The following is a 22,361-nucleotide window of genomic DNA, read 5'->3' as shown; positions in this document are numbered from 1 at the left end:
AAATAACGCCACCATCTTTCCCTTTGCCAAGTCAAGCGTCTACGCTTGACTTGGATGTATGGCAGCGTCCACGCTGCCGGGTATCGTGAGCGTGGACGCTCACATCACAAATCATTCAAGCGTTGACGCTTGAACGGGCGATAGGGGTGCTGAAACAAGTTCAGCATGACAATCAGGCGTTTTCTGGATCAACCTTCGCCCTTATCCTGTCTTCCACTTGCTGCACTAATTCATCAACAGGGGTAGTTCCCGGTTCAATGGGTTCAAGCACTTCCCATTTCATAGGGGTGAAAGTATTTAAAGGATACAATCCGTAGCGGATCATCTTCCATGAATCGGTAATAGCAACCGGTACTAAAAGCGCATTAGGGCATTTTTTTAGCAGGGTAGCTATACCTGCAGACTGGAATTTCTTCACTTTGCCGTCCTGCGAGCGGGTCCCCTCCGGGAATATCATCGCCCCCCAGTTGTTCTCTTTCATCCGGTTGGCAAATTTTACCAGTTCGGTGATGGACTGGCGCGGGTCTTTGCGGTCGATATTAGCGCCGCCGCCATGTCTTAAGTTAAACGATATGGATGGGATGCCTTTGGTCAGCTCTACTTTCGAGATAAATTTGGCATGATATTTACGCAGATAATAGATCATCGGCGGGATATCAAACAAGCTTTGGTGGTTGGCAATAAATATAATGGGCCTGCCAACAGGTAAATTTTGTTTATTGATAAAAGTAATGCGGTTGCCTACAATGTAAGCCGTATGTACCAAAAAAAAGTTCAGGATATCTACAGAACGCTTATGCGCGGTGTAGCCACCCAACTTTAAGCATAGCCATTGTACCGGGTGGAAGATCACCAGGAACAAAAAGAATGCTAAAATTGCAAACGGGGACAGGATGTAGCCAAAAAACTTCTTCATCAGGGCCGCAAATTTAAATTTTTTTTGAGGATTTGATAATTCGGAATTTACAAAGTCTTCTCTAACTGCATTAAACGGGCTTTTAATATCGCCGCTACCGCTAATGAATCGGTTATTTCACCGCCGCAAACCATCCTGTAAACGTCCTCAAACGGCACTTTTTTTACAACGAGCTGCTCGGTATCCTCGGGCTCGGCCTCATGTTGTTCCAGGCCGCGGGCAATATACAGGATGCAAAGCTCATCACTTACCGAGTTGGAAAGGTGCATCCGCTGGATCTCCGTCCAGTGCGAGGCTTTTAACCCGGTCTCTTCCAGTAACTCGCGCTTCGCGGATTCCAGCGAATCAACGCCGATAATACCGCCGCCTTCGGGCAGCTCCCAGCTGTATTGGTTCAGGGTGAAACGATACTGGCCAACCAGGTAGGTGTTCATGTCATCATCCAAAGGTAAAATGCCAATGGCTATATTTTTATAATGCACCTGCCCGTAAATACCCGGGTTGCCCGATGGGTTGATCACCTGGTATTCGGTAACGTTTATCCAGGGGTTATCGTAAATTTCCTTTTCTGATGTTATTTTCCAGGGGTTTGCTTCAGGGTGCTGCATGGGAATAAAGGTAGGTGTTTTGTCTGTTTTTCCCTCGTGTTGCGATGCAATCGCCAAACCAGGTTAAGCACTCGTTGCAGACGAGCGCAAGAAAATAAATAATTCTCGCCCCATCATTGCGAGGTACGAAGCAGTCTCCCGATAGAAAAGTATTAGATGGGCGTTGCCTTCGGCCGGGCTTTCCGCTCATACGCGCACAGGCCTTAGGCGCGGGCCGGTATCCGCTGCAATCCCTAACGCGAGTTGCCTTTTGTCATGCTGAACATTTGAAGCATCTAATCGCCGACATGCATTTAGGCGATTGCACAAGTTCGCTATTAGATCCTTCGCTATCGCTCAGGATGACAAGGTGGGTTTGGCTTACCAAGATTTAGCACGGTAATGAACGAGCGGTGGCCTGACAGAAAAGCGGGCCAAAAGGTAAAGGCCTGTGGGGAGAAGCTTTTTTCTGTCTTGATTTTTTGGTTACTTTTTGATCAAGCAAAAAGTAACAGCCCTCCGCGGCAATTGAGCGGGCGGATGATTATAGTGGCACACTTCTTACAAGAAATGACGCGATGTACGGGAAGGTTAAGCCTATCGGGAGATTGCTTCGTACCTCGCAATGACGCGCGGAGTTAGATGCTAAATCTCTTTCCGCTTCAAATACCCAGGCACGTTAACCAGTAGTATCCCCGCCAAAATCACCACCAGGCACACCAGTTGCGCATGGTTAACGGGTTCATCAACCATCAGCCAGCCCAAAAACACAGCAACAACAGGGTTTATATACGTATGGGTGCTAACAATAGCCGGCGGTTTTATGCTGATGAGCCATATAAATGATAAATAAGCCACTAACGATCCCATAACGATCAGGAATATCAGCCCGCCCCAGGCTTCGGCGGTTACATTGGTAAAATGGAAGCCCCGGTACTCGCCTTTGCCTAAAACCACTATGCCGCTGGCCAGGCCTGCAGCAAGTAACTGTATAGAGGCATTCATTACGGTTGAACTTTGGCCTTTATTATCCTTTGTAATAAGCGACCCCAGTACCCATATCAATGCGCTTACTATTACCACAATGCTGGCAGTTGTTGCCATGGCCGATGTACTTGTAGCCGCTACGCCTAATCGCAAAAAAAAGTAAATGCCCGTAAAGCCAATAAGCAAACCAGTAATGATGTACTTGTTTGAAAAATACTGCGGCCAGCGTTTACGATCCACCAGTAAAAATATCAGGGGCTCGGTAGCCACCAGTATGGCGGCCTGGCCCGAACTGATGTATTGCTCGGCCCAGGCTATCATGCCGGTACCACCAACCAGCATCATGGTGCCGCTAAGGGCATGGCGCCACAGGTATTTCCACTCGGGGAGTTTCTCACCCCTCAGTTTGCACCAGGCAAAAAGTATAACGCCTGCCGTGGCATACCGTAAGCCCACCAGTATAAACGGCGGAAAGCTTTTAAGCCCGTAAATTACCGCCAGGTAGGTTGCGCCCCATATAATATATATGCTGAAGAATGCAAAGGCAACCAGTAAAGGAGGGGCGGTGTTTTTAGTCATTGTTATTTAAACAAAAAAGGCGCACTGTTCGGTGCGCCTTTGTAAAATATTCAATTTTAATATTACAAACCGAAGGCGCTTTTTACTTTATCTACATAATCAAGCTTCTCCCAGGTAAACAGCTCCACCTCGCGGGTTACGGTGCTGCCATCATGCGCGTTGAATGATTTGGTAACAACCTCATTTGGGCGGCCAAAGTGACCGTAGGCAGCAGTTTCGCTGTATATTGGGTTACGCAGTTTAAAGCGGGTTTCAATAGCGTATGGCGTCATGTTGAAGATCTCTTCAACCTTCTTAGCTATCTCGCCATCGTTGATGCCAACTTTAGCGGTGCCGTAAGTATTTACATAAATACCCATAGGTTTTGCAACACCAATAGCGTACGATACCTGTACCAATATCTCGTTACAAACGCCGGCAGCTACCAGGTTTTTAGCGATATGGCGGGTTGCGTAAGCAGCAGAGCGGTCAACCTTTGATGGGTCTTTACCAGAGAAAGCACCACCACCGTGCGCGCCTTTGCCACCGTAGGTATCCACGATGATCTTACGGCCGGTTAAGCCGGTATCGCCATGCGGGCCACCAATTACAAATTTCCCGGTAGGGTTAATATGGTAGGTAATGTCGTTATTAAAGAAGTGCGCGTATTTTGGATATTTAGCCTTAACACGCGGGATAAGGATATCAACAATATCTTTGCTGATCTTAGAAAGCATTGCCTCTTCCTCAGCGAAATCATCATGTTGGGTTGAAATAACGATGGCATCGATACGGGTAGGCTGGTTATCATCGCTGTACTCTAAGGTAACCTGCGATTTTGCATCCGGGCGAAGATATTTGATATCGGTATTTTCGCGGCGGATAACAGCCAGCTCGCGTAATAAAGCGTGGGCAATATCTAAAGCCAAAGGCATATAGTTATCAGTTTCGATGGTGGCGTAACCAAACATCATACCCTGGTCGCCGGCGCCTTGCTCTTCTTTAGCCTTGCGGTCAACACCCTGGTTAATATCAGGCGATTGCTCGTGAATGGCCGAAAGCACACCGCACGAGCTGCCATCAAACATATACTCGCCTTTGGTATAACCAATGCGGTTTATTACATCGCGGGCAATTTTTTGTACATCTAAATAAGCTTTTGATTTAACCTCGCCAGCTAAAATAACCTGCCCGGTTGTTACCAACGTTTCACAGGCCACTTTCGACTCCGGGTCGAATGCTAAAAAGTTATCAATTAACGCGTCCGATATCTGGTCGGCAACTTTATCCGGATGCCCTTCTGATACGGATTCCGATGTAAATAAGTATGGCATATTATTTTTTAAATAAACGTTAAAGCCGAAAGGTAAAGATTTTTTGAAACGTTGTAAAAGGAGCAGGGTTAGCACTTTTTTACGTGGTTGCAATCCAGCCTTCAGCGTATGAGGGCATTAAATCAGTCCACTTTCGGGTGGCAAAAATAAAACAATTTTTCACAAAGCCGAAAATACATTTACTTTTGCCCGTTGAAAACCTATATAGTTGAAAAGGAAAGCTTTATTTATAATAAACCCGGTATCGGGAGGGAAGAAAAAGGATGGTGTGCCGGAGCTTGTAGAGAAGTACCTCGACCCAACTATTTTTGAGTACGATATAGAATTTACCACCGGTATTTTCCACGCGCACGATCTGGCCAAAGCTGCTGTGGGCGAGTATGAAATTGTTGTTGCCGTTGGCGGCGATGGCACGGTAAACGAAATAGCATCGGCTTTAGCCGGTACCGATACCGTTTTGGGGGTTATCCCGTTTGGATCGGGCAATGGCCTTGCGCGCTTTTTAACCATCCCGATGGATGCCGAAGGCGCTATCAAAACCATGAATGCCGGCCGCACCATTACCATTGATGCCGGTAAAATGAACGGGCAATGGTTTTTTAATATGGCAGGCATGGGTTTTGATGCCCATATTAGTCATGTTTTTGCCAATGGCAGTACCAAACGTGGTTTTGTTAGCTACTTTAAATCGTCCATCCAGGAGATATCCACTTATAAATCAAAAAACTACCACATAGAAGTTGACGGTGTTGCTTATGATCGCGAAGCATTTATGCTGAGCATGGCCAATTCATCACAGTATGGCAATAACGCGCACGTATCGCCAACGGCATCCGTGCAGGATGGCTTACTGGATGTTTGTATTATTAAGCCTTTCCCGCTGTGGCGCTTCCCGGAGATGGGCTTGCGTATGTTCACCAAAACGGCCGATAGCTCAAAGTATGTAGAGATCATTAAAGGCAAGCATATAGTAATAGCCCGGCAGCAGGAAGGCCCCATTCACCTGGATGGCGAACCGCAGGTGGCCGGTACGGATATTGACATAGAGGTTGTGCCAAACGCGCTGCACGTTATTGTTGGCGGTACTTATAAAAAATAACCTATGGCAAAGAAAAACTTTACCGGCATTATGTACTCTACCGACCCTGATTTTCAATACCAGGAGGAGAGCGCGGGCGAACAGCAAACCCTGCCGCCGCAACAGCAAAACTTAAAAATATACCTCGACAGGATAAAAGGCAACAAACTGGTAACCCGCATCAGCGGCTTTATTGGTGCCGATACCGACCTGGAAACCATCGGCAAAAAACTAAAAACCAAATGCGGCGTAGGCGGCTCGGTAAAGGATGGCGAGATACTGCTGCAGGGCGATTTTAGAGACAAGGTATTAACCATGTTGCAAGCAGATGGATACAAGGCTAAAAAGGCTGGCGGATAGCCATGGTGAACTTTGAGATAACCCTATTAGAAGCGGCCCACAAAAGATCAATTTTTAACAAGTCGGAAATTTTAAAAAGCAATCTTTGTGGTTGCTTTTCTTGTTTAAAAATATATCCTTCTGCTGAAGTAAAAGAGTGGATTGATGAAGAAGAAGGTAAGGAACATACGCCGCTTTGCCCGTATTGTGACATCGATTCTGTTATAGGTGACGCATCCTTATTCCCTATAACCGATATCGAATTTTTGAAAGCGATGAAAAAGCATTGGTTCTAACAATTGGTTAGTGTATTGAAATAAAAAATATTATCATCATAACTAAATGATAATCAATATTATAGACAGTGTGTAAAACGTACATTATGTAAATAAATGATGTAAAACACTTGTATGTTAGTGTATTAAAAGGGTAATTTTGGGGCAACCAATTATAAATTATCTTCTTAATGAAAACCAACACTAACCAGGTACCCCAATTAGGGTATCTAAACCTGGCAAAGGCCCCTGCTATTTTATACCAATTAACCCCCGCACAACTTGTTGAAGCTGCCATAAAAAGAAACGAAGGCGTTTTAAGCGACTCGGGTGCGCTGGCTATTGATACCGGTGTGTTTACCGGCCGTTCGCCTAAGGACCGTTTTATTGTTGACGACCATGTTACCCACGATAATGTTTGGTGGGGAAGTATCAATTACAAGTTTGACGGGGCAAAATTTAACGCATTATATAATAAGGTAACAAAATACCTTTCGGAGCGGGAAATATTTGTGCGCGACTCATGCGCCTGCGCTAACGAAAAATACCATATAGATATCCGTGTAGTTACCGAAACCGCGTATCAGAACCTGTTTGTACATCATTTGTTCATCCGCCCGGAGGTGGTAAACCCGGATAGTACACCCGAATGGACCATCATAGCTGCCCCCGGCTTTATGGCCGACCCGGAGGTTGACGGTACACGCCAAAAAAATTTCTCAATCATCAGCTTCAGCAAAAAAATAATCCTGATAGGTGGCACGGGTTATACCGGCGAGATCAAGAAAGGCATCTTCTCGGTATTGAACTTTATATTACCGCACGATAAGCAGGTGCTGTCTATGCATTGCTCGGCCAATACCGGCAGTAAAGGCGATACCGCTATTTTCTTCGGATTATCCGGCACCGGTAAAACCACCTTATCTGCAGACCCTGACCGCAGCCTGATAGGTGATGATGAGCATGGCTGGAGCGATTACTCTATATTTAATTTTGAAGGCGGCTGCTACGCCAAATGCTCGGGCCTTACAGCCGAGAAAGAGCCGCAGATATTTAATGCTATAAAATATGGTGCGTTATTAGAGAATGTAAACTTTATACCCGGTACGCGCAGGGTTAACTATAATAATATAGATAAAACCGAGAACACCCGGGTTGCTTACCCTATATCAAACGTTAGCAATGCCATTATACCATCTATAGGTGCATCGCCAAAAAACATCTTCTTTTTAACAGCAGATGCCTTTGGGATATTGCCGCCTATATCAAAACTAACGCCAGAGCAGGCTATGTACCACTACATATCTGGCTATACTGCTAAAATAGCAGGTACAGAAACGGGGATCACCGAGCCGGTAACTACTTTCTCTGCGTGCTTTGGCGAAGCGTTTTTACCGCTGCACCCGGTTACTTATGCCAAACTGTTAGGTAAAAAAATAAAAGAGCACCAGGTAAATGTATGGTTAGTAAACACCGGCTGGACAGGCGGCGCCTATGGCGTAGGCCAGCGGATGAAACTTTCATACACGCGGGCCATGATAACCGCTGCTATAAACGGCGGGCTCGATAATGTTAAATATCACCAGCATCCTATATTCAATTTAGCTATTCCCCTTAGCTGCCCTAATGTTCCCGATGAGATACTTGACCCCAGGAACACCTGGGCCAATGCAGATAATTATGAAGATAAAGCAAACCAATTGGCTTTGGCCTTTGTTAAGAATTTTGAAAAATATGCTGATTACAGTACCCCAGACATAGTAAATGCAGGGCCGAACGTAGCTGTAGCGGTGTAGTTAGACGCAACTATATCACTTTAGTTACATACTTTTTATGTGTTATAACTTGCTATTCTTAAAAAAAATAGGTTTTATTGTAAAAAAATTGTCTGCCTGACAGACAATTTTTCTGTTTTAGAGCGTTATGTAGTCACCGATTTACAGCGCTTTATATGCAGTATATTAAATTATTATAAAGAATTACATAAAAAGTTTTTTTAATTCATTTAAATTCTATTTTTGTTATTCGCTTAAATAGCACACATTTTTTATTAACTTATATTATAAACAAAACGAAAACTAAAATTTAAAAAGTAATGGCAAACGCACCAACAAAACCAACTACTCAAGTAAAAGAAAGCTCAAGTGCATCAGGCGCATTTGCAACTTTGACCATTCCTATCTGTATAGTTGCGGCAATTTTAATATTCATTTTCATTTTGGGCCACCCAAGCCACTTTAAAGGCGGTGATCCGGCAAATGATCCAAACCCGGGCGATTTATTTGGTACTGTACATAAAGGTGGGGTAATTGTACCTATCATTATGTCATACCTGTTAATGGTTATCGTTTTTTCAATTGAAAGGTTTATTGTTATTGGTAAAGCATCAGGTACAGGTAATGTAGACGCTTTCGTTAGAAAGATCCAATCTTTCCTTAACGCTGGTAACATCGAAGGCGCTAACGCTGAGTGCGACAAACAAAAAGGTTCTGTAGCAAACGTTATCAAATCAGGTTTGAAAAAATACCGCGAAATGGAAGGTGACCAAACTATGGATGTTGATCAAAAAGCATTAGCTATCCAAAAAGACATTGAAGAAGCAACAGCTTTAGAAATGCCAATGTTAGAGCAAAACTTAACTATCATCGCTACTTTGGTATCAATCGGTACATTAACCGGTCTGTTAGGTACGGTAATCGGTATGATCGGTGCGTTCGCTACATTGGGTGCATCTGGTGCTCCAAACCAATCAGAACTTTCAACTCACATTTCTGAAGCACTTATCAATACTGCATTAGGTATCGGTACTTCAGCTGTATCAATTGTTATGTACAACGTATTTACATCAAAAATTGATAAACTGACTTACGCTATCGATGAGACTGGTTTCAGCATCGTTCAAACATTCTCGGCTTCACACAAAAATAAATAATTGTAAAATATAGTTTGCTTTTATCCGTTATAACAGAATATAATTTGGATAATTACAATAATTAACTATCTTTACATTATATATTTTAAATTAAACAGAATATGCCAAGAGTAAAAGTTGCAAGGAAGAGCACTGCTATAGATATGACCGCCATGTGCGACGTAGCTTTCCTGTTGCTTACTTTCTTTATATTAACAGCAAAACCCCGTACCGAAGATCCTGTACCTATAGATGTACCGGCTTCAACTGCGGAAATACCGCTTCCTGAAGAAAACGTGCTTTTATTGACCGTTGGCCAGGGAAAGGTTTTCTATACGGTAGAAGGTACAGATATACGCAAACAAACGCTTGAGCAAATGGGCGAAAAATATAATATCCCATTTACTGCCCAGCAGAAGCAGGTGTTTTCAGGTTTGCCAGTTCTTGGCGTGCCTATGAACCAACTGCAGGCGTATCTTAATTTAGATGCCGACAAGCGTAAAGCATTTAAGCAACCCGGTATCCCTAATGATACTACGGCCAATAATGAGCTTGCCGACTGGATACGCGAATCGCGCAAAGCCGTTGCCTCATTGCATAATAAGCCGTTAAGGATATCTGTTAAAGGGGATAACAAAGAAGAATACCCTACTATCAAAAAGATAATCGGTATTTTTCAAAGACAAAGAATCGATAAGTTTAGCTTTATAACAGCAGTTAAAAACGAACCTAAAAAATAATATACAATGGCAGAATTAGACACCTCCGGCGGGGGTAAAAAGGGCGGCAAAGTAAGAAGTAAAAAAGCTTCAACACGCGTAGATTTAACTGCGATGGTGGATTTGGCTTTCTTATTGATCACGTTCTTTATCATGACCACCACGCTTTCTAAACCGAAAGCGATGGATGTGACCATGCCCCGCAAGGACGAAAATCAAAAAGACCAGTTACCGGTTGCCGCTTCGCGATCAATGACTATTCTACTTGGTTCTAACAATAAAGTGGAATGGTTTATAGGTGAGCCCGGAAAATCGGCCCCCGAAACTATTAATTACGGTAAGGACGGATTACGCAAAACCCTGATTGAAAAAGGTAAGGAAATACAAGCAAGTACAGGTAAATATATGGTTGTGCTAATTAAGCCAAGCGATAAATCAAATTATAAAAATTTGGTTGACGCGCTTGATGAGATGGCTATAACCAAAATAGAATCTTTCGCGATTGTAGATATTTTACCTGCTGAGATTGAGTTGCTTAAACGTGACGGGAATTATTAAGAACTATTAAAGTAAAAAATTAACGTTATAAGATAATGTTTGGATCAAAATTAGACATACTTAACCAGCAATGGATTGACGTTGTTTTTGCAGGCCGTAACAAAAAATATGGTGCATACGAATTAAGAAAGGATAACCCTCGTAATACAAACAAGGCCCTTTTAATTGGCGTAGCAGCATTTGTTTTACTTATATCCTTTAAAACAATACTCAATGCAATAGATGGGTTTATACCCAAAGCTGATGAGAAAGTAAAAGTAACCGAAGTGGTTTTACCACCACCGCCGGTGAACGAAGAGGTAAAACCACCGCCACCGCCACCAGAGCCGCCTAAACCAAAGGTAGATCAGGTACGTTTCCCACCTCCGGTTGTAAAGCCAGATAACGAGGTACGCGAAAAAGAACCGCCGACCGTAAAAGAGTTGGAAGTTGCCGATCCGGGTCCAAAAGACCAGAAGGGTGACCCTAACGCTGCTATCACAATTGATGAGCCGGTAGGTAACGCCGATGTTAAACAGGTAGTTGAAGAAAACCCTAACCAGATCTTCACGGCGGTTGAGCAAGTGCCAACCTTCCCGGGTGGTGAGTCAGGCTTTAACAAATACCTTTCAAAGGCAATCCGTTACCCTGCTATTGCAAGGGAAAACAACGTACAGGGACGTGTAATTGTACAGTTCGTAGTTGAAAGAGACGGTTCTTTAACAGATATTAAGGTTGTTAGAGGTATAGGCAGCGGTTGTGATGAAGAAGCAATGCGCGCTTTAAAAGCGTCTCCGAAATGGAAACCAGGTATCCAGAATGGTCGCCCGGTACGTGTACAATATAGTGTACCAGTATCCTTCGCTTTGGCGCAAGATTAAAAATTAATGTTATCAAATAACAATGAGAAGCAAAAATCGCCCAAAAGGCGGTTTTTGCTTATTTTAGGAGTTACTGCATTTATTGGCCTGTTGGTATTTGGCCTGCTCATTATATTCTGGAATAGTTTCCTGGGACAATTACCAAAGCCGCAAAAAACCATATTTGGTTGTGTTGTAATAGTTTATGCAGTTTTACGCTTTGCGCGTTATTTAAGGAAGGACCCTAATGAAAATGAAGTTTAAACAGTTGTTATTAGGGGTTACTGTTTTAGCGGCTTTACAAAGCTGCCAGCAAAACACCAAAAAAAATGCACCGCTTGATGGTTTTACATCGGGCACCGCAAAATTTGAGGGCGATGAATCGTTTTCGCCTATAATAGATGAAGAGTTGTATGTTTTTAAGGCTATTTATCCTGAAGCTAAACCGGTAATTACTTACAAGCCCGAAGCTGAGGTGGTAAACAGTTTAATGAACGATAAAACAAGGCTAATTATACTATCGCGTAATTTAGATACTACCGAGCTTGGTGTACTAAAAAGGCGCGCACTGGTTCCCGACGTGAATAAATTTGCAATAGATGCGGTAGCGATAATTGTAAACCAGGCGTCGAATGATACCACAATTTCGGTTGGCGAAATTAAAAAGATGCTGAACGGGCAGTCAAAAACCAATAAAAATATTGTATTTGACAACCCCAACTCAAGTTTGGTAAGGTATTTGAAGACCTTATCAGGAAGCAAAGAGTTTAAGCAGAAAAATATTTATGCGTTAAGTTCAAGTAAAGAGGTTATAAGGTACGTTAGCACGCACCCCGATGCAATAGGCATAACCGGCTTTAACTGGCTAAACGACCCGGATAAGGACTACGCTGAGGCTGTTGATAAAGTTAAAATTGTAGGTGTTAAGGATGAGGGCAGTAAAACCAACCCTAACGAATACTTTAAACCTTCGCAGACAACGCTTGTCCAACATACGTATCCGTTAAGCAGGTCGTTATATGTAATAGACTGCACAGGCAGAAAAGGATTAGCCGCAGGCTTTGCATCATTTTTAGCCAGCGAACGCGGACAAAGAATAATACTAAAATCGGGCTTATTGCCTGATTCTATCCCCTCAAGGGAAATAAACATAACACACTAACTATACATAATTTAGAAACTAAGATGAAAATGATCAGTAAGATAAGTAAGATAGTACTGGCTCTGACCCTTGTAGGCTCATCATCGGTTTTTGCGCAGAGTTTAGCCGATGCCAAGAAAGCGATTGATGCGGAGCAGTTTCAGAAAGCCAAATCGATGCTTAAAAATTTAACGGTAACACAGGCTAATAAGGATGAAAACTTCTTTTACCTGGGTTGGGTGTACATCCTTCAGGAATACCCCGATTCTGCAAAAGCAGTGTTTCAAAAAGGTATTGCTGTAAACCCAAAATCGGCCTTAAACTATGCGGGTTTAGGGGCTGCCGCTTTTGTTGATAAAGACAGGGCAACCGCTACTACAAACTTTAACCAGGCAGTAGCCCTGGCCGGTAAGGATAGCAAACCGTATTTATACGTAGGCGAAGCTTACCTGTTGAACGATGTTGATGGTAAAGTACCTGCGGCAGATGCAAACGCTGCTATTGCGGTATTAACGAAAGGTAAAACCATTAACCCTAAAGATGCTGAGATTTTAGTGGCTTTAGGTGATGCTTTACGTACACAAAGCAAGAACACCGATGCCTTGGGTAACTACCAGGCAGCTTTGGATCTTGACCCTAAGCTGGCACATGCTAAAGTAGCAACTGGTGTTATCTGGAAATATGCCAACAACTTTGAAAGCTCAGAAACTGAGTTTAAAGCTGCCTTGGCTATCGACCCTAACTACGGCCCTGCTTACCGCGAGTGGGCAGAAACAGACGTACGTTGGGCCTTTGCCGATCCTAAAATGGCATCTGCTAAAATTAAAGAAGCAACAGACCAGTATAAAAAATACCTGTCATTAACAGATCTGTCTGTTGAATCGCGTATGCGTTATGCCGACTTCTTGTTACTGTCTGGTGATTTTAAAACCTTACAAACAGAAGCTGCTGCATTAGCAGGCGCTGCTAATGGTAACTTAAAAGTTTACCGTTACCTGGCTTACGCTGCTTACGAAAATAAAGATTATCCTGCTGCATTAACTGCAATGAATACCTGGATAACTAAAGCAGATCCAAAACGTATTATCCCACGTGATTACGTTTACCTGGGCCGTATACAGATCGAATCAAAACAGGATTCATTAGGTATTGGGTCGTTACGTAAAGCCATAGAATTAGACACTACCAACGTAGCTGTTTATTCTGAAATTGGTAAGGCACTTTATGGTCAAGGAAAGTACATCGAAGCAGCGAATGCTTACAATACTTATACACAAAAATCATCTAAGGCTACTTTAAATGATTATTTATCAAAAGGCTTAAGTTACTATAAAGCATTTACAGACCAATATTATAGTAAAGCAACCCCAAGACCAACACCCGATACCACATTATTAGTTAAAGCTGATTCTGCATTTGCTCACATTCAGCAAAAGGCAAGTGCACCTGTACCAATAGTTGCATTATATCAAGCTCGTGCTAACGATTTTAAAGAGCCGGATAGAAATACGTCAAAGGGTTTAGCAAAACCTTTTTATGAGCAATACATTCAGTTACAAACTGCTAAAGGCGTAAAAGATACCGATAAGGCTTTTATGGCTGAAGCCTATGCCTATTTGGGCGTTTATTATGAGTATAAAGAAAAGGACGATGCTAAAGCATTAGAAAATTACTCTAAAGCCAGAGAATTTGATCCAACAAATAAAACTGCTGCAGCTTACTTCTCACGTAAAGGCGGAGCATCAAAAGGTAAATAACCTTTAAGCTGATAGTAAATAATAAAAGAGCCCCTTTTTTAAAGGGGCTCTTTTATTATGCTAAAAAACTTGTACAGTATGCCATATCAGATTCCTCTCCCGGTATGGGGTTATATGGTATTGAGCTACATCCACATCCATCGGGACATCCACCGCCGCCAATGCAAATCCGATCTTCACATGCCGGCGGATCATTAGGATTTCTTAATCCACCTAATACATTTCTCATTTCATCTCTGTTAAGTCTGTTGAATTTTTTCATAAAATAAAGGTTAATTGGTTAGCATGATTACGCCCATGCATTTAGGCGGCATGTATTAAAGTGCATGCTCCTTTTATACAAGTTGGATAATATTTTTGAAACTATTATCAAACTTTTGAAAATGAACAGAATGGATAATTATGCAGATGCTGTCTAAATAACAGGTTAATAGATTTCCCTTCAAAAAAGGGGCTTTTTTATTATGCGCTCATTTGTATATTTGCAGCATGGAATTACAAAGTTTACCGGTTAATTATTTGCCAATCATATTCCAGATGCTGGTAGCGCTGGGGTTTGTTGTTACAACCATGTTTGTAACCCACAAAATAGGCCCTAAACGCGTAACAAAAGATAAGCTCACCCCGTTCGAGTCGGGTATTGAGGTTATTGGTAACGCCCGAACGCCAATGTCAATTAAATACTTCCTGGTGGCAATACTTTTTGTATTGTTTGATGTGGAGGTGATTTTTATGTACCCATGGGCGGTAAACTTCCGCGATCTGGGCAGGGATGGCATGATAGAGATGTTTATCTTTATGGCTACGCTGCTTGCAGGTTTTATCTACATCATCAAAAAAGGCGCTTTAAACTGGGATTAGTTTAGATTGATTCTAAATATATTTCAGAAACCTTCATAGTGTATTTGTTACAACGTATTTATTGTAAATTTGCCTATCGGTTTTAACCGATGAGTTAATTTTATTTGATAAGAATTAATGAGTGATATTCAAATAGTTGATGCTCCGGCCGGTGTAGAAGGAGTTGGGTTTTTTGCCACATCGCTTGATAAGGCAATAGGCGTAGCTCGTGCAAATTCATTATGGCCACTGCCATTTGCAACTTCATGCTGTGGTATCGAATTTATGGCTACCATGGGTTCGCATTACGATCTGAGCAGGTTTGGTGCCGAGCGTTTAAGCTTTTCGCCACGCCAGGCCGATCTGTTGATGGTAATGGGCACTATATCTAAAAAAATGGGTCCGGTTTTACGCCAGGTTTACCTGCAAATGGCCGAGCCCCGTTGGGTAATGGCTGTTGGTGCCTGCGCATCAAGCGGTGGTATATTTGATACATACTCTGTTTTGCAGGGTATTGATGAGGTTATCCCTGTTGATGTTTATGTACCCGGCTGCCCGCCACGCCCCGAGGCAATTATTGATGGTTTTATGGCAATACAGGAATTGGTACGTACCGAAACATTGCGCAGGCGCAATGAACCGAAGTACCAGGAATTACTGGCTAAATACGGAATTCAATAATGGGCAAAATACCAAACGAAGAGCTTGTACAAAAGCTGACGGATAAATTTGCCGGCCAGGTTACCCAAACCGGTGCCGATTATGGCCTGCTTACTGTTGAAACCAGTAAAGAGCTGATACATGATGTACTTGCTTATCTGAAAACAGATGCGGCTTTACAGTTCATCTATTTAACAGATATTACTGCCATCCATTACCCCGAACAGGAAAAGCAAATAGGTGTAATATATCACCTGCACAGCTTAACTACCAATACACGTATCCGCATTAAGGTTTACCTTACTTTAGAAGACCTGCACATCCCGACAGCAACAACCCTATGGGATGGCGCCAACTGGATGGAGCGTGAAACATACGACTTTTACGGGGTGATATTTGACGGGCACCCCGACCTGCGCCGGATACTGAATGTTGATGACATGACGGTATTCCCGATGAGGAAGGAATTCCCGCTGGAAGATCCAAACCGTATTGATAAAAAAGATTACTTTTTCGGGAGATAACATACATGCAGAATCACCCAGTATATACCGACAACGATCCGCAGACCGAGTATTCCACGCTCAACCTGGGGCCAACGCACCCTGCAACGCATGGTGTGTTCCAGAATGTTTTGCAGATGGACGGCGAACGTATTGTTAGCGGCGTATCAACCATAGGCTACATTCACCGCGCATTCGAAAAAATTGCCGAACACCGCCCCTTTTACCAGATAACACCACTTACCGACCGCCTGAACTATTGCTCATCGCCCATAAACAACATGGGCTGGCACATGACGGTTGAAAAGATGCTGAATATACAAATGCCAAAACGTGTTGATTACATGCGTGTAATTATCATGGAGCTGGCCCGTATAGCAGATCATATTGTGTGTAACGGTGTATTGGGTGTTGATACAGGCGCCTTTACGGGTTTCCTTTACATGATGGAGCACCGCGAAGAGATCTACGAAATTTACGAAGAGATCTGCGGTTCGCGTTTAACAACAAACATTGGCCGCATTGGCGGTTTCGAGCGTAACTTTAACCATATCGCATTTGCCAAGATCAAAAAGTTTTTGGTGAGGTTCCCGCCGGTATTGCGCGAGTTTGAAGCCCTGTTTAACCGCAACCGTATATTTGTTGACCGTACAAGGGATGTAGCAGCAGTTACAAAAGAACAGGCTTTAAGCTACAGCTGGAGCGGCCCAATATTACGTGCTACCGGTGTTGATTATGATGTAAGGGCCATGGAGCCGTATTCATCGTACGAAGATTTTGATTTTGAAGTGCCGGTTGGCGAGAACGGCGACGTTTACAACCGCTTTTTGGTACGTAACGAAGAAATGTGGCAGAGCCTGCGCATTATTGAGCAGGCGCTGAACAAGATAGAAAAAGAACCGTCGGATATATTCCACGCGGATGTGCCGGCGTTTTACCTGCCTCCAAAAGAGGAAGTATATAATAACATGGAAGCTTTGATCTATCACTTTAAAATAGTGATGGGCGAGGTAGAAACCCCCAATGCCGAGGTTTACCACGCGGTTGAAGGTGCAAATGGTGAGTTAGGGTTTTATTTGGTTAACGATGGTGGCCGCTCGCCATACCGTTTGCATTTCCGCAGGCCAAGCTTTATCAACTATCAGATGTATGCACCAATGAGCCAGGGGATGTTATTATCTGATGCTATTATTAACATGAGTAGTTTAAACGTTATAGCCGGAGAGTTAGATGCTTAGTGTACAGGATACCAATACACCGGTAACATTTTCGCCGGAATTGCTCAGCAAATTTGCTGATGTGGTGAGCCGTTACCCCGAAGGGAAACAAAAATCGGCCTTGCTGCCTATACTGCATTTGGTACAGGCCGAGTTTGGCTGGGTAAGCGCACCCGCAATGGATAAAGTTGCCGAATATCTTTCTATCCAGCCGATAGAGGTTTACGAGGTGGCATCGTTTTATACCATGTATTTTTTAAAGCCGCAAGGCAAGTACATGCTTGAGGTTTGCCGTACCGGCCCCTGCGAAATTGTTGGCGCAACCCCAATAATGGAGCATATAGAAAAAACGCTTGGTGTTAAAGAAGGTGACGTTACCCCCGACGGCTTATTTAGCTGGAGAGGTGTTGAATGCCTTGCTGCCTGCGGCTATGGCCCTGTGCTGCAAATTGGCCCCGAGTACACTTTTTACGAGAACTTAACCACCGAATCTGTAGACAAACTGATTGGTGACCTAAAAGGAAAGGCGAACAACTAATGGCACGTAAATTACTTTTAGAACATATAAACGTACCTGGCATCAACACATTTGATGTTTACCGCTCAAAAGGTGGTTACGCTGCTGTTGAAAAAGCCCTGAAAACCCTTACCCCTGATGAAGTTGTGGAAGAGGTTAAAAAATCGGGTTTGCGCGGCCGTGGTGGTGCAGGTTTCCCTACCGGGATGAAATGGAGCTTTCTGGCCAAACCGGAGGGTGTTGCCCGTTACCTGGTTTGTAACGCCGATGAATCTGAACCCGGTACTTTTAAAGACCGTTATTTGATGACCTACATCCCTCACTTATTAATTGAGGGTATGATAGTAGCCAGTTTCGCGCTGGGGGCAAAAACATCATTCATATACGTACGCGGCGAAATGATGCCGCAGATCCGCATCCTTGAAAAAGCCATTGCCGAAGCAAAAGCAAAGGGCTTTTTGGGTAAAAATATTTTAGGCACGGGTTACGACCTGGAGCTTTATGTACAACCGGGTGGTGGCGCTTACATCTGCGGCGAAGAAACCGCTTTGTTAGAATCGCTTGAAGGTAAACGCGGTAACCCGAGGATAAAACCTCCGTTCCCGGCTATTGCTGGTTTGTATGGCTGCCCAACGGTGGTAAACAATGTTGAATCAATAGCGGCTGTTGTGCCTATCATCAACGAAGGTGGCGACGAGTACGCAAAAGTGGGTATTGGCCGCAGTACAGGTACAAAACTGATCTCGGCAGGTGGTAACCTGAAAAAACCGGGTGTTTACGAAATTGACCTTGGTCTGCCTGTTGAAGAATTTTTATACAGCGACGAGTATTGCGGTGGTATTGCCAACGGCAAACGTTTAAAAGCGGTTGTTGCAGGTGGTTCATCTGTGCCGATTTTACCGGCTAACCTGTTCATGAAAACCATAAATAACGAGCCACGCCTGATGAGCTACGAATCATTAGCCGATGGTGGTTTTGTTAGCGGTACAATGATGGGATCAGGTGGTTTTATCGCCTATGATGAAGACCAATGTATTGTACGCAACACCTGGAACTTTGCCAGGTTCTATCACCATGAAAGCTGCGGACAATGTTCGCCTTGCCGCGAAGGTACCGGCTGGATGGAGAAAGTTTTACACCGCCTGGAATACGGCCACGGTAAAATGAGCGACATGGACCTGCTGGTTGATGTATCCAAAAAAATTGAAGGTAATACAATTTGTCCGCTGGGTGATGCAGCAGCATGGCCTGTAGCCAGTGCTATCCGCCACTTCAGGGACGAGTTTGAATGGCATGTAACGCATCCGCATGAAGCAACAACCCGTAATTTTGGGATTGCGCATTATGCAGATCCGCTTCCTAAATTGGAAGAGGCAGCGAGTTAAAAAAAGTATCTAATAAACTATGTCATTGCGAGGAACGAAGCAATCTCATAGGACAGGTGGAGATGCTGAGATTGCCGCGCTACGCTCGCAATGACATACAAGAATAATAATCGTCGGTAACGGCGATAGAAAATATAAAAGGACGATAAGTCAATGAAAGTTACAATAGACGGATTTCCTATTGAAGTAGAAGCCGGGACAACCATCCTGAACGCCGCAAGGATGATAGGTGGTGACATTGTCCCGCCGGCTATGTGCTATTACTCAAAGCTGAAAGACAGCGGCGGTAAATGCCGTACCTGTTTGGTGCAGGTAACAAAGGGCTCTGAAAAAGACCCGCGCCCTATGCCAAAACTGGTAGCCAGCTGCCGTACCACGGTAATGGATGGTATGGAAGTGAAAAACATCACTTCGCCCGAAGTTATTGAGGCACGTAAAGGTGTGGTAGAGATGTTATTGATCAACCACCCGTTGGATTGCCCGGTGTGCGACCAGGCAGGCGAGTGCCACCTGCAAGATTTAGGTTACGAGCACGGCGCTGCTAAAACCCGCTACGAGTTTGACCGCCGTACATTCGAGAAGATTGATATTGGTGATAAGATCCAGCTGCACATGACGCGCTGCATCCTGTGCTACCGTTGTGTTTTTGTCGCCGATCAGATAACCGATCACCGTATCCACGGGATCCTGAACCGCGGCGATCATTCAGAAATTTCAACCTACATCCAAAAAGCTGTTGATAACGATTTCTCAGGGAACGTAATTGATGTTTGCCCTGTAGGCGCATTAACCGATAAAACATTCCGCTTTAAAAACCGTGTTTGGTTCACCAAACCAGTTGAGGCACATCGCGAATGCGAGAACCCTAAATGCTGCGGTAAAGTTACCTTATGGTATAAAGGCGAGGATGTTATTCGTGTAACTGCACGTAAAGATGAGTACGGCGAGGCAGAAGAGTTTATTTGCAACACCTGCCGTTTTGATAAAAAGAAAACCAGTGACTGGGTGATAGAAGGTCCGCGTAAAGTATCGCATAAATCTGTTATCAGCTCAAACCACTATGATACGCTGCACCCGCTGCCGGTTGTGAAAACCAACCCGGTATTGATTGAAGCGAATAAAGAACAATTTGAAAGGGAGACACGCCTGTAATGGAATTAGCAGACATTGCCATAAAATTTGGCCTCATCATTATTATATTCCTGATAAGCCTGGTAATAGCCATGTATTCTACCTATGCCGAGCGCAAGATAGCTGCATTTTTTCAGGATAGGGTTGGCCCTAACCGTGCGGGTCCGTGGGGTATTTTACAGCCACTGGCCGATGGTGGCAAGATGTTTTTGAAAGAAGAGATCATCCCAACCAACGCAACACCATTCCTGTTCATCGTTGGCCCTTCGTTAGCTATCCTTACCGCATGTATCGGTTCGGCAGTTATACCATGGGGACAAAACATGGTGATAGGCGGCAAGGTTATCCCGTTGCAGGTTACAGATATTAACGTAGGCATCCTGTACATTTTCGGCGTTGTATCGCTGGGTGTATATGGTGTAATGATAGGTGGCTGGGCATCAAACAATAAATACTCTTTATTGGGCGCTATCCGCGCGGCATCGCAAAACATCAGCTACGAAATTTCAATGGGGCTTTCTATCATCGCCCTGTTATTGGTTACCGGTACTTTAAGCCTTGGCGAAATTGCACAGCAGCAACACGGCTGGCACTGGAACGTGCTTTACCAGCCGGTAGGGTTTATCCTGTTCCTGATCTGTGCTTTTGCCGAAACCAACCGTACACCATTCGATTTACCTGAGTGCGAAACCGAGCTGGTTGGTGGTTACCACACCGAGTACTCGTCAATGAAACTGGGTTTTTACCTGTTTGCCGAATATATTAACATGTTCATCTCATCGGCAGTAATGGCTACCTTATATTTTGGTGGTTACAATTACCCGGGTATGGATTGGGTTGCGGCGCATGTTGGCCCTATTGCAGGCCCGCTTATTGGCACGGCGGTATTCTTTGCAAAAATATTCCTGTTCATCTTCTTCTTTATGTGGGTACGCTGGACAATCCCGCGTTTCCGTTACGATCAGTTGATGGACCTGGGATGGAAAATATTGATACCATTGGCTATAGCAAATATTGTTGTTACCGGTGTAGTAATCACTTTACTTAATTAGTTTGAGAGGTAGTAAATGGAATCATTAAGTAATAAAAAGAAACAATTAACAGTTAAACCGCTCAACTTTTTAGAGCGTGCTTACCTGCCTGCTATTGTAAGCGGCCTGGCCATTACAATGAAGCACTTCTTCAAAAAACCGGTTACTATACAGTACCCCGAGCAAAAGCGCGAGTTTTCTGAAAACTTCCGTGGCATGCACTCGCTAAAACGCGATGAGAATGGTGCTGAGCGTTGTACTGCCTGCGGCCTTTGCGCACTATCGTGCCCGGCCGAGGCTATTACCATGCAAGCTGCCGAACGCCAGAAAGGTGAAGAAAACTTATACCGCGAAGAAAAATACGCCGCCGTTTACGAGATAAACATGCTGCGCTGCATTTTTTGTGGTTTATGCGAAGAGGCCTGCCCTAAAGAAGCGATATACCTGGACGGCGACATCGTTCCTTCGGATTACCTGAGGAAAGATTTTATATACGGTAAAGACAAATTAGTAGAGGCACCTTTAAATCAATAACCAAAGTTTTATACCTTTGCCCAACTCTTTTTAGTAGGGCAAAAGTATTTTGTAAAATATAAACATGAGTACATTTTACTTCATCGCGTTTTTATCCATATTCTTTTCAATACTGGTTATTTCTGCAAAAAACCCGGTGCATAGCATACTGTACCTTATACTTACCTTTTTTACTTTCACCATTCACTATATACTAATGAATGCCCAGTTTTTGGCCATCGTAAACTTTATTGTTTACATGGGTGCTATACTGGTACTGTTTTTATATACGCTGATGCTGATAAACCTGAATAAGGAAAGCGAGCCGGTTAAGCCATTTATGGTGAAGATAGCCGCGGTGTTTGGCGGTGGTATATTGGCGGTAGCGCTGGTATCATCATTAAAATCCTTAGGCGTGTCTGATCCGGTAGTGTTAAAGAACCCTGAGCTTGGCCTGGTAAAAAACCTGGGTAAAGTATTATTCAACGAGTTTTTATTGCCGTTTGAGGTATCGTCGGTATTGCTGTTATCAGCAATGGTTGGCGCGGTACTAGTGGCTACAAAA

At 43.7% G+C, this 22,361-nt stretch carries 26 protein-coding genes; 21 read left to right on the top strand and 5 right to left on the bottom strand.

From position 1 onward, the window contains the following. Window positions 1-172: 172 nt before the first annotated feature. From WC615_RS11435 to metK, 4 genes are all read right to left on the bottom strand, one after another. Complete coding sequence (locus WC615_RS11435; RefSeq protein ID WP_372978228.1) at window positions 173-916, bottom strand: lysophospholipid acyltransferase family protein; 744 nt, start codon at window positions 914-916, stop codon at window positions 173-175. A 47-nt stretch (window positions 917-963) separates the two neighbouring features. Next, a complete protein-coding gene (locus tag WC615_RS11430) occupies window positions 964-1,524 on the bottom strand; it encodes an NUDIX domain-containing protein (RefSeq protein WP_372978227.1) in 561 nt (186 codons plus the stop codon). A 624-nt stretch (window positions 1,525-2,148) separates the two neighbouring features. Beyond that, window positions 2,149-3,069 (bottom strand): EamA family transporter, encoded by a 921-nt coding sequence (locus WC615_RS11425; protein WP_372978226.1) that lies wholly within the window; start codon window positions 3,067-3,069, stop codon window positions 2,149-2,151. A gap of 62 nt (window positions 3,070-3,131) precedes the next feature. Further along, window positions 3,132-4,382: a methionine adenosyltransferase gene (metK, locus tag WC615_RS11420; protein WP_372978225.1), complete on the bottom strand. Its 1,251-nt coding sequence runs from the start codon at window positions 4,380-4,382 to the stop codon at window positions 3,132-3,134. A 208-nt stretch (window positions 4,383-4,590) separates the two neighbouring features. Here metK and WC615_RS11415 point away from each other — a divergent pair, with 208 nt between their 5' ends. The 11 genes from WC615_RS11415 (at window position 4,591) to WC615_RS11365 (ending at window position 13,999) form a co-directional block, all read left to right on the top strand. Beyond that, window positions 4,591-5,481, top strand: a complete 891-nt coding sequence (locus WC615_RS11415) for a diacylglycerol kinase family protein (RefSeq protein ID WP_372978224.1) — start codon at window positions 4,591-4,593, stop codon at window positions 5,479-5,481. A 3-nt stretch (window positions 5,482-5,484) separates the two neighbouring features. Beyond that, a complete protein-coding gene (locus WC615_RS11410) occupies window positions 5,485-5,820 on the top strand; it encodes a translation initiation factor (protein ID WP_372978223.1) in 336 nt (111 codons plus the stop codon). A 2-nt stretch (window positions 5,821-5,822) separates the two neighbouring features. After that, on the top strand, window positions 5,823-6,095 hold the full coding sequence (locus tag WC615_RS11405; protein WP_372978222.1) for a hypothetical protein: 273 nt from the start codon (window positions 5,823-5,825) through the stop codon (window positions 6,093-6,095). Window positions 6,096-6,265: 170 nt separating this feature from the next. Then, window positions 6,266-7,870, top strand: coding sequence for a phosphoenolpyruvate carboxykinase (ATP) (gene pckA / locus WC615_RS11400; RefSeq protein WP_372978221.1), 1,605 nt, complete (start codon window positions 6,266-6,268; stop codon window positions 7,868-7,870). 299 nt (window positions 7,871-8,169) lie between these two features. After that, on the top strand, window positions 8,170-9,006 hold the full coding sequence (locus tag WC615_RS11395) for a MotA/TolQ/ExbB proton channel family protein (protein WP_372978220.1): 837 nt from the start codon (window positions 8,170-8,172) through the stop codon (window positions 9,004-9,006). A 101-nt stretch (window positions 9,007-9,107) separates the two neighbouring features. Continuing rightward, window positions 9,108-9,725 (top strand): ExbD/TolR family protein, encoded by a 618-nt coding sequence (locus WC615_RS11390; RefSeq protein ID WP_372978219.1) that lies wholly within the window; start codon window positions 9,108-9,110, stop codon window positions 9,723-9,725. 6 nt (window positions 9,726-9,731) lie between these two features. Continuing rightward, window positions 9,732-10,262 carry an ExbD/TolR family protein gene (locus tag WC615_RS11385; protein WP_372978218.1) on the top strand — a complete coding sequence of 177 codons (531 nt, stop codon included), beginning with the start codon at window positions 9,732-9,734 and terminating at the stop codon, window positions 10,260-10,262. 35 nt (window positions 10,263-10,297) lie between these two features. After that, window positions 10,298-11,122: an energy transducer TonB gene (locus WC615_RS11380; RefSeq protein WP_372978217.1), complete on the top strand. Its 825-nt coding sequence runs from the start codon at window positions 10,298-10,300 to the stop codon at window positions 11,120-11,122. 6 nt (window positions 11,123-11,128) lie between these two features. Next, a complete protein-coding gene (locus WC615_RS11375) occupies window positions 11,129-11,365 on the top strand; it encodes a hypothetical protein (protein ID WP_372978216.1) in 237 nt (78 codons plus the stop codon). Further along, window positions 11,355-12,263, top strand: coding sequence for a PstS family phosphate ABC transporter substrate-binding protein (locus WC615_RS11370; RefSeq protein ID WP_372978215.1), 909 nt, complete (start codon window positions 11,355-11,357; stop codon window positions 12,261-12,263). Before WC615_RS11375 ends, WC615_RS11370 begins: the two co-directional genes overlap by 11 nt. A gap of 23 nt (window positions 12,264-12,286) precedes the next feature. Then, window positions 12,287-13,999 carry a tetratricopeptide repeat protein gene (locus WC615_RS11365; protein WP_372978214.1) on the top strand — a complete coding sequence of 571 codons (1,713 nt, stop codon included), beginning with the start codon at window positions 12,287-12,289 and terminating at the stop codon, window positions 13,997-13,999. Window positions 14,000-14,054: 55 nt separating this feature from the next. Here WC615_RS11365 and WC615_RS11360 read toward each other — a convergent pair whose 3' ends face one another. Then, entirely contained in the window at window positions 14,055-14,261 is a 207-nt protein-coding gene (locus WC615_RS11360) for a hypothetical protein (RefSeq protein WP_372978213.1), read from the bottom strand. 227 nt (window positions 14,262-14,488) lie between these two features. Between WC615_RS11360 and WC615_RS11355 the strand changes: the two genes are divergently transcribed. The 10 genes from WC615_RS11355 to WC615_RS11310 form a co-directional block, all read left to right on the top strand. Further along, window positions 14,489-14,860 carry an NADH-quinone oxidoreductase subunit A gene (locus WC615_RS11355; RefSeq protein WP_191175068.1) on the top strand — a complete coding sequence of 124 codons (372 nt, stop codon included), beginning with the start codon at window positions 14,489-14,491 and terminating at the stop codon, window positions 14,858-14,860. A 117-nt stretch (window positions 14,861-14,977) separates the two neighbouring features. Next, window positions 14,978-15,520, top strand: coding sequence for an NADH-quinone oxidoreductase subunit B (locus WC615_RS11350; RefSeq protein WP_372978212.1), 543 nt, complete (start codon window positions 14,978-14,980; stop codon window positions 15,518-15,520). Beyond that, window positions 15,520-16,023 (top strand): NADH-quinone oxidoreductase subunit C, encoded by a 504-nt coding sequence (locus WC615_RS11345; RefSeq protein WP_372978211.1) that lies wholly within the window; start codon window positions 15,520-15,522, stop codon window positions 16,021-16,023. The genes WC615_RS11350 and WC615_RS11345 overlap by 1 nt, the downstream gene beginning before the upstream one ends. A gap of 5 nt (window positions 16,024-16,028) precedes the next feature. Beyond that, window positions 16,029-17,240: an NADH-quinone oxidoreductase subunit D gene (locus WC615_RS11340; RefSeq protein WP_372978210.1), complete on the top strand. Its 1,212-nt coding sequence runs from the start codon at window positions 16,029-16,031 to the stop codon at window positions 17,238-17,240. Continuing rightward, window positions 17,233-17,757 (top strand): NADH-quinone oxidoreductase subunit NuoE, encoded by a 525-nt coding sequence (gene nuoE, locus WC615_RS11335; RefSeq protein ID WP_372978209.1) that lies wholly within the window; start codon window positions 17,233-17,235, stop codon window positions 17,755-17,757. The genes WC615_RS11340 and nuoE overlap by 8 nt, the downstream gene beginning before the upstream one ends. Next, window positions 17,757-19,121, top strand: a complete 1,365-nt coding sequence (gene nuoF / locus WC615_RS11330) for an NADH-quinone oxidoreductase subunit NuoF (RefSeq protein ID WP_372978208.1) — start codon at window positions 17,757-17,759, stop codon at window positions 19,119-19,121. Before nuoE ends, nuoF begins: the two co-directional genes overlap by 1 nt. A 153-nt stretch (window positions 19,122-19,274) precedes the next feature. Beyond that, window positions 19,275-20,273 (top strand): 2Fe-2S iron-sulfur cluster-binding protein, encoded by a 999-nt coding sequence (locus WC615_RS11325; protein WP_372978207.1) that lies wholly within the window; start codon window positions 19,275-19,277, stop codon window positions 20,271-20,273. Then, the gene (gene nuoH, locus WC615_RS11320) at window positions 20,273-21,304 is read left to right on the top strand and encodes an NADH-quinone oxidoreductase subunit NuoH (RefSeq protein WP_372978206.1); all 1,032 of its coding nucleotides are present in this window, start codon (window positions 20,273-20,275) and stop codon (window positions 21,302-21,304) included. The genes WC615_RS11325 and nuoH overlap by 1 nt, the downstream gene beginning before the upstream one ends. 15 nt (window positions 21,305-21,319) lie before the next feature. After that, complete coding sequence (locus WC615_RS11315; RefSeq protein ID WP_067056857.1) at window positions 21,320-21,817, top strand: NADH-quinone oxidoreductase subunit I; 498 nt, start codon at window positions 21,320-21,322, stop codon at window positions 21,815-21,817. Window positions 21,818-21,881: 64 nt separating this feature from the next. Next, window positions 21,882-22,361: NADH-quinone oxidoreductase subunit J (locus WC615_RS11310; RefSeq protein ID WP_372978205.1), on the top strand; the 480-nt coding region annotated here is incomplete at its 3' end.

Origin of the sequence: Mucilaginibacter sp., assembly GCF_041663085.1 — a bacterium.
Lineage (GTDB): Bacteria > Bacteroidota > Bacteroidia > Sphingobacteriales > Sphingobacteriaceae > Mucilaginibacter.
This window is presented reverse-complemented; position numbering and strand designations above follow the sequence as displayed.

What these genes read in the sequence shown, in the direction of transcription:
- WC615_RS11435 (WP_372978228.1), bottom strand. Translation starts at nt 916, where the DNA reads ATGAAGAAGTTTTTTGGCTACATCCTGTCCCCGTTTGCAATTTTAGCA.
- WC615_RS11430 (WP_372978227.1), bottom strand. Translation starts at nt 1,524, where the DNA reads ATGCAGCACCCTGAAGCAAACCCCTGGAAAATAACATCAGAAAAGGAA.
- WC615_RS11425 (WP_372978226.1), bottom strand. Translation starts at nt 3,069, where the DNA reads ATGACTAAAAACACCGCCCCTCCTTTACTGGTTGCCTTTGCATTCTTC.
- metK (WP_372978225.1), bottom strand. Translation starts at nt 4,382, where the DNA reads ATGCCATACTTATTTACATCGGAATCCGTATCAGAAGGGCATCCGGAT.
- WC615_RS11410 (WP_372978223.1), top strand. Translation starts at nt 5,485, where the DNA reads ATGGCAAAGAAAAACTTTACCGGCATTATGTACTCTACCGACCCTGAT.
- WC615_RS11405 (WP_372978222.1), top strand. Translation starts at nt 5,823, where the DNA reads ATGGTGAACTTTGAGATAACCCTATTAGAAGCGGCCCACAAAAGATCA.
- pckA (WP_372978221.1), top strand. Translation starts at nt 6,266, where the DNA reads ATGAAAACCAACACTAACCAGGTACCCCAATTAGGGTATCTAAACCTG.
- WC615_RS11395 (WP_372978220.1), top strand. Translation starts at nt 8,170, where the DNA reads ATGGCAAACGCACCAACAAAACCAACTACTCAAGTAAAAGAAAGCTCA.
- WC615_RS11390 (WP_372978219.1), top strand. Translation starts at nt 9,108, where the DNA reads ATGCCAAGAGTAAAAGTTGCAAGGAAGAGCACTGCTATAGATATGACC.
- WC615_RS11385 (WP_372978218.1), top strand. Translation starts at nt 9,732, where the DNA reads ATGGCAGAATTAGACACCTCCGGCGGGGGTAAAAAGGGCGGCAAAGTA.
- WC615_RS11380 (WP_372978217.1), top strand. Translation starts at nt 10,298, where the DNA reads ATGTTTGGATCAAAATTAGACATACTTAACCAGCAATGGATTGACGTT.
- WC615_RS11375 (WP_372978216.1), top strand. Translation starts at nt 11,129, where the DNA reads ATGTTATCAAATAACAATGAGAAGCAAAAATCGCCCAAAAGGCGGTTT.
- WC615_RS11370 (WP_372978215.1), top strand. Translation starts at nt 11,355, where the DNA reads ATGAAGTTTAAACAGTTGTTATTAGGGGTTACTGTTTTAGCGGCTTTA.
- WC615_RS11365 (WP_372978214.1), top strand. Translation starts at nt 12,287, where the DNA reads ATGAAAATGATCAGTAAGATAAGTAAGATAGTACTGGCTCTGACCCTT.
- WC615_RS11360 (WP_372978213.1), bottom strand. Translation starts at nt 14,261, where the DNA reads ATGAAAAAATTCAACAGACTTAACAGAGATGAAATGAGAAATGTATTA.
- WC615_RS11355 (WP_191175068.1), top strand. Translation starts at nt 14,489, where the DNA reads ATGGAATTACAAAGTTTACCGGTTAATTATTTGCCAATCATATTCCAG.
- WC615_RS11350 (WP_372978212.1), top strand. Translation starts at nt 14,978, where the DNA reads ATGAGTGATATTCAAATAGTTGATGCTCCGGCCGGTGTAGAAGGAGTT.
- WC615_RS11345 (WP_372978211.1), top strand. Translation starts at nt 15,520, where the DNA reads ATGGGCAAAATACCAAACGAAGAGCTTGTACAAAAGCTGACGGATAAA.
- WC615_RS11340 (WP_372978210.1), top strand. Translation starts at nt 16,029, where the DNA reads ATGCAGAATCACCCAGTATATACCGACAACGATCCGCAGACCGAGTAT.
- nuoE (WP_372978209.1), top strand. Translation starts at nt 17,233, where the DNA reads ATGCTTAGTGTACAGGATACCAATACACCGGTAACATTTTCGCCGGAA.
- nuoF (WP_372978208.1), top strand. Translation starts at nt 17,757, where the DNA reads ATGGCACGTAAATTACTTTTAGAACATATAAACGTACCTGGCATCAAC.
- WC615_RS11325 (WP_372978207.1), top strand. Translation starts at nt 19,275, where the DNA reads ATGAAAGTTACAATAGACGGATTTCCTATTGAAGTAGAAGCCGGGACA.
- nuoH (WP_372978206.1), top strand. Translation starts at nt 20,273, where the DNA reads ATGGAATTAGCAGACATTGCCATAAAATTTGGCCTCATCATTATTATA.
- WC615_RS11315 (WP_067056857.1), top strand. Translation starts at nt 21,320, where the DNA reads ATGGAATCATTAAGTAATAAAAAGAAACAATTAACAGTTAAACCGCTC.